This window comes from Bacteroidota bacterium, assembly GCA_018692315.1.
GTDB lineage: Bacteria > Bacteroidota > Bacteroidia > Bacteroidales > JABHKC01 > JABHKC01.
In genome coordinates, this window is the sequence record JABHKC010000082.1 from 1 (window position 1) to 6,121 (window position 6,121).

The 6,121-nt window shown below is 30.6% G+C and carries 6 protein-coding genes; 5 read left to right on the top strand and 1 reads right to left on the bottom strand.

Features of this window, described 5'->3' with window-relative positions:
- The coding region (locus HN894_06675; GenBank protein MBT7143005.1) for a hypothetical protein at positions 1 to 1,275 on the bottom strand (1,275 nt) is incomplete at its 3' end.
- Between the two features lie 76 nt (positions 1,276 to 1,351).
- On the opposite strand from HN894_06675, the gene HN894_06680 reads away from it, so the two are divergent.
- From HN894_06680 to HN894_06700, 5 genes are all read left to right on the top strand, one after another.
- Entirely contained in the window at positions 1,352 to 2,086 is a 735-nt protein-coding gene (locus tag HN894_06680; protein MBT7143006.1) for a hypothetical protein, read from the top strand.
- A 71-nt stretch (positions 2,087 to 2,157) separates the two neighbouring features.
- Positions 2,158 to 3,090, top strand: a complete 933-nt coding sequence (locus HN894_06685) for a bifunctional riboflavin kinase/FAD synthetase (protein MBT7143007.1) — start codon at positions 2,158 to 2,160, stop codon at positions 3,088 to 3,090.
- 26 nt (positions 3,091 to 3,116) lie between these two features.
- Positions 3,117 to 4,172, top strand: coding sequence for a TrkA family potassium uptake protein (locus HN894_06690; GenBank protein MBT7143008.1), 1,056 nt, complete (start codon positions 3,117 to 3,119; stop codon positions 4,170 to 4,172).
- A 702-nt stretch (positions 4,173 to 4,874) separates the two neighbouring features.
- Entirely contained in the window at positions 4,875 to 5,225 is a 351-nt protein-coding gene (locus tag HN894_06695) for a hypothetical protein (GenBank protein ID MBT7143009.1), read from the top strand.
- 518 nt (positions 5,226 to 5,743) lie between these two features.
- Positions 5,744 to 6,121 (top strand): response regulator (locus tag HN894_06700; GenBank protein MBT7143010.1); only part of this gene is annotated, 378 nt, incomplete at its 3' end.

Genomic DNA, 6,121 nt, shown 5'->3' on the forward strand with positions numbered 1-6,121 from the left:
AATTTCACTTAACAAAACCAAACTATCCAACTCGCTATAATCATACTGATATAATCCATCTTCGCCTATCATCATGGCAATATTGTTGTATGGGATTATGTCGTAGGCATTTATGCCCGGGTAGCTTGCAATCAAATGCTGGTCAATTTCGTATGGAGGATTGCTGGCATCATAAATTTTCAGGCCTGCATCGCCATCGCAAATAAATAAAGTTCCATTATCGATTCCCAGACCAAAGGGATTGTACATTTCGTAAGTTTCTTCCAAAACAGGCATATACAAATCGCTAATATTGATAACATCTAATTGATTTGAAAAACCTCCACAACGATTTCCTGAATGCAAAGTTACATATGCGTAATCTCCTGCAACAACCACCGGATCGCAACTTGTAAAATGTGTAATTTCGGAAATAAAACTTGGAGAGGCAGCATTTTGCAAATCATAAATTATCATTCCTGTAGTTGATCCTATAAATAGTTTATCTTCGAGAACAAACAAAGTTTCAATATCTCTTTCGACAGCAACTTTGGTTTCGGACATAGGATTTGTGGGCTCATCGATAGCAACTAACAAAATGTCCGATTGGTTTATAGTATATAAATAATTTTCGAAAATTGTGAAACGTGCCATCGAGCCAGCAACTCCAACACTTGCCTGATTGTCGCCACCTCCGGAATAATTTGCTTCAGTAGCATCCATCAACATGATTTCTTTTCCTCCGAACCAATTTCCATCAACTTCTTGTGTTTCTGTAACTTCCTTTGTCTCCCAATCGACAATCACACCCTTTTGGTCGTCTATTTGTGCCAGCGGATATTCCCAATCGTATTCGGGCATTGCGTAGATAAAAATTTCTTCAATTCTCGCTACTTCATGAATATTCGAAAAATCGGAAATATCTATTGCAACCAAATCTATATAACTGTCGGCAAAAAGAATGTTGTCTTTAATGGCAATGTCAATATTCCCTGGAATTTCAATAAATGCAATTATCTCTGGATTTGAAACATCAGAATTATCAATAATATGAATTCCTTTAAAAATATCATTTATAAACAAATAGTTGTCTTTGAAATAAATCTTTCCAGGATTAACAAGAGTTTGTTCATCCACAGATTTAACTGCACTGCGTAGTTCTTCATAAGAAAGATACTTTGGGACATTAGCCATAAAAGTTCGTTCTTCGAAAATGCCATTTTTGCAGGCAAAAAATAGAATAATTAGGGTTAAAATTAAAATGGGCTTAATAAATTTAAAAATACTTTTTTCCATGACAAAAAATTATTAATATTGTTACAAAATTTTTATAAAGTTAAAAAAAATAAATTAATTCTTAATTATTAAGATTATGAACAAAAAATATTTGAGTATAGTACCGGTATTATTATTTATTTCCTTACTTCTTCCTTTATTAAGTCATGCTCAAACTGAGATAGAAGATGTTCTTTATTTAAAAAATGGCGGAGTGATTAGAGGACAAATAATTGAACACAAAATTAACGAGCATGTCAAAATAAAATGCTCTGATAGAAATATTTGGGTTTTCGAGCAAAGCGAAATAGATAGAATCGCTAAAGAAGAAATTCCTAAACTTCAAAAATATAAAGTAAAAGATAAGGGCTATGTTAACAATACTGATTTTGGATTGCTAATTAATAATAATGATTATTTCGAAGTTCCATTAAACTTTTTGATGGTGAATGCCTACAAATTTCCGTTCAACACAACTCTGGGAATTGGGACAGGTATCGAACGTTTCAATTTTCCTGTGATACCACTATTTTTAGATGCAAAATATTATGTTTTCGATAAGAAAGTTAGCCCCGTCTTTATGTTGCAAAGTGGTTATTCTTTTTCGTTCGAGAAAGATCGAGACGATTTTGAAACAAAAGGAGGATATATGTTCAATTTAGGTTGCGGAGTGCGTGTTTTCACATCAAATTCAACAGCTTGGCTATTTAGCATATCATATATGTATCAGGAATTGGAAACTATAGAAAATTATTATTGGGACAATAGTGAGATAAAAACCAAATATTTCTTAAATAGTATAAATATTCGCATAGGATTTTATTTCCAATAAATTCGAATTTCAGCTCAAATTCCTTATAATTCCATTTACATTTTTACTTTTGCAAAAAATGTAATTTGAATATGATTATTCATAATGATTTGAATAAATTTTTTGCAAAGAATCCTGTTGTTTCAGTAGGGATGTTCGATGGCGTGCACATTGGTCATATGCACATTGTGGATCGTTTGCGGCAGATTGCAACAGAAATTCAGGGCGAAACAGTTTTGATTACTTTTTCTCCACATCCACGATTGTTTTTTAATCCTCACGACAAAAACCTGCAACTTTTAAATTCATTCGATGAAAAAATTGAGCTTATAGAAAAATCTGGACTTGATCATTTACTTATTATTCCTTTCACTGCTGATTTTGCGAATTTAACTTCCTGCCAATTTATAGAAAATATTTTAGTGAAAAAACTAAGAATAAGTCAACTGATTGTAGGATATAATCACAGGTTCGGGAAAAATAGGGAGGGCAATTTTCAAAACCTTGAAAAATGTGCTTCAATTTTTAATTTTAGAATTGAGAAACTCGGAGAAATTAAAATCGAAAACGAAACTATTAGTTCAACACTTATTCGGCAAACTTTAAAAAGCGGAGATCTTAGCCGTGCAAAAAAATATTTGAACTACAGATATTTCATAAATGGCACAGTTACCGATGGACATAAAATTGGCAGAAAATTGGGCTTTCCAACTGCAAATATCAAAATTGACGATGAAAATAAATTATTACCTGAAAATGGAGTTTATGCAGTTGAAGCATTTCTTGAGGGAAAAAAATATTTCGGAATGTTAAATATTGGAACTCGCCCTACTTTTTCAAAAAATGAGCAAATCAAAACTATAGAAGTTCATATATTCAATTTTCGTGAAAATATTTACATGAAGAAAATAAAACTGATTTTTATTGAAAAAATAAGAAACGAAAAAAGATTTGAGGACTCAAAACAATTGATAGTGCAATTAGAAAAGGATAGAAAATCTGTTATTCAAATTTTAAATAATTAGTTTGCTTAAATAATCAATTTCAAGAAATGAAATACGCTAAGTTTACAAAATATATTATATGGATTTTACTAATCATTTATCTGATATTAATTTGGCAATTAGTCAGATTTGAAAGTAGCAATCCAAATTCTAACATCAAAAACATTTATGATGGCCTGTGGTATTCGGTAATTACGCTTACAACTGTAGGCTACGGCGATTTTTATCCGGTAACTCCTGCAGGAAAAATTCTTGGGCTCATTATTGTTTTGAGCAGTTTGGGCTTGTTGGGCTATTTAATTGGAAATTTAACAAATAAAATCAGGAACTATATGGAAAGTAAAAAACATGGGCATTTTGGTGTCGATTTTGAAAATCACTTCATTATTTTTGCTTGGGATAGATTTGGGCATTTAGTTACAGATCAAATAATTAAAGCTCAAAAGAAAGTCGCAATTGTTACAAACAATAAAAATGATGTAGAAACTATATATGAGCTTTTTGGAAGAGAAAAAGTTTTCGTTTTTTATTCTGATTATGACAACTTCGAGGCATTCAAAAAAATAAATATAGAAAAAGCCTCTTCGGTTTTTATAAATTTTACTGACGATACCGAAACATTGGTTCAGGTAATAAATCTGAAAAAGTTTTATTCAAACATTAAGTTTGTTGTTTCTCTTGACAAGCCCGATTTGAAAGAAACTTATCATGCTATCGGTGTAACTTATGCGATTTCTAAAAACGAAATTGCTTCAAAACTTGTAGCAAGCTATATTTTCGAACCTGATGTGGCACACATTACCGAAGATTTAATGGCAACCACTATTGACAAAGACGACTATGATATTCAGGAATATAAAGTAACCACAGGAAACCCGTACCTGAATCATGACTATTTACAATCGTTCATCGACCTGAAAAAAACCTACGACTGCGTGATGATTGGAATAAGCAAATATAACTCTGGGAATCGAGAATTATTAAAAAACCCTACTGAAGGAGTAAATATTGAGCAAAACGATTATCTGATAATCATGTCGAACGGAAACACAAAAAAGATGATCGAAGCATCATTTGGGATAAAGGAAGGTAGAAGTGATTGAGATTTTTTGTTATGAATTTTTATTTGAGGAGCATTAAATCTGGAGCTGATTTGTTTTCATAAAATTCACCATTTTGCCAAATTGTTTCTCCAAAAGGAATATTACTTTTAAACAAGCAAATATTTATTTGTCATAAATGTATCCTATTTTCCGACATGGCAAACTCCACATGAGCTTTGATTATGCCCTTTCACATGAGCTCCTTGCTCTTTATCGTACATAAATAATCATAGTCTAAATTGCGACTTTTTTCAATATGACCCTCGCAATACTGATGATCATTATCTTACAAGAAAGCCGTTTAGAATAACATTTGATAACCAAAATTATCATAACAATTTCCAATATAGTGGCTTTTACCACAACTTCTTCAGGGGTAGTGTACGCTATTTTGAAATTAGTGCAGCAGTTCCAAAACTCGAATCGGAACAGTGAAAAATTGCGTTTATAGCTATGAGCAATTAATTTATGTTTGATACAAAAATAGCATTATCAAAATTTAGTCCAAATAGAATTTAATACAATAATCTATACTATTTTGGTGTACGCTATCGAACAAATCTTGCTTTATTATCGAACAAAATACATCGATATATTTTGTTGCAAACTAAGTTAAATATCTGTTTTTCAATTCGTTTCATTCTTTGGCACTCTTTTAGTAAAGCCATGTTTGTAAATTATTAACCTTAAAATTTTATTGCCATGAAAAAAATTGTAATGAGCCTTTTAGTTGTTTGTTTTTTGAGTTTAAGTTATGCATTTGCTGCCGATAGCCCAAACCCAATTCCGGTATCCAAAAAGTCGAATGTAAACAAAATCTTAAAAGAAATGATTAAATATCCAACTTTTGCTTTAGAAAATAGCATTGAAGGATGTGTACATGTTTGTTTTAAGATAAATAGCGAAGGGAAAATTGTAGTAGAAAAATCTAATTTTATAAACAAAGAGCTGAAAGATTATGTTTTGAATGAGCTGAATGAAATAACTTTTTTACCCAGCGATTTCCTTGTTGATCAATCCTTAAACATAAAATTTTCATTTGTTCTTTTATAAAACTATTGTTCCCTCTGCATAAAACATAGCTTTATAGCAGAACGTTTTTGAGTTTATTGAATTATTTAACCCCACCTAAAGCCTGAATTTATTCAGGCTTTTTTTATTCCATAATCCTTCACTATTACATATATTTAGATATTAATGAAATATAAATATTGACTATTTTTGACATTCAGCATTTCATGGGCTGCAACTCAATTTAAATTGTTGAAGCATAATAAAATGCAGATCTGTCAAATTTGAATTTAATACAAATATGACTAAAATTATTAACACATTTGCATTTTACAACATACAGCTCTGATATTCTGATACTTAAAGAATATTAATTTTATTTTTACTAATAAGCATTATTTGACAAAATAATTTGCAACCATATCAAAACATACTTACTTTTAATAAGATAAATAATGATTTGTATCTTGAAATAAATATTTTGTTGAATGAACAAATAAAATCTCAATTATTCTGTTAGGTCTTTATAACAAAATTGAGTTAACCATAAAGCTCATGTCATGAATAAAATACTAATAATAGACGATAATAAAATTAATTTGTTAGCACTAAAAAGTATCGTCAACATTAATTTTCCGAACTTCAATGTAATAACCTGTAGTTCTGGAATCGAAGGATTAAAAATTGCAAAAGAAATAAATCCAAAAGTAATTTTGCTTGATATTGTAATGCCTGACATGGACGGATATGAGGTCTGCATGAAACTAAAATCCGATACTATTTTGGCAAATATTCCGGTTATTCTCATTACCGCATATAAAACTGATGTTGACAGCAGAATAAAAGGTTTTAACGCAGGAGCCGATGCCTTTCTCACAAAACCAATCGAACCTACAGAACTTCGTGCTCAATTGCATTCAATGATTAGAATTAGAGAA

Coding starts and splice junctions, on each gene's coding strand:
- HN894_06695 (MBT7143009.1), top strand. CDS start 4,875: ATGAAAAAAATTGTAATGAGCCTTTTAGTTGTTTGTTTTTTGAGTTTA.
- HN894_06685 (MBT7143007.1), top strand. CDS start 2,158: ATGATTATTCATAATGATTTGAATAAATTTTTTGCAAAGAATCCTGTT.
- HN894_06690 (MBT7143008.1), top strand. CDS start 3,117: ATGAAATACGCTAAGTTTACAAAATATATTATATGGATTTTACTAATC.
- HN894_06680 (MBT7143006.1), top strand. CDS start 1,352: ATGAACAAAAAATATTTGAGTATAGTACCGGTATTATTATTTATTTCC.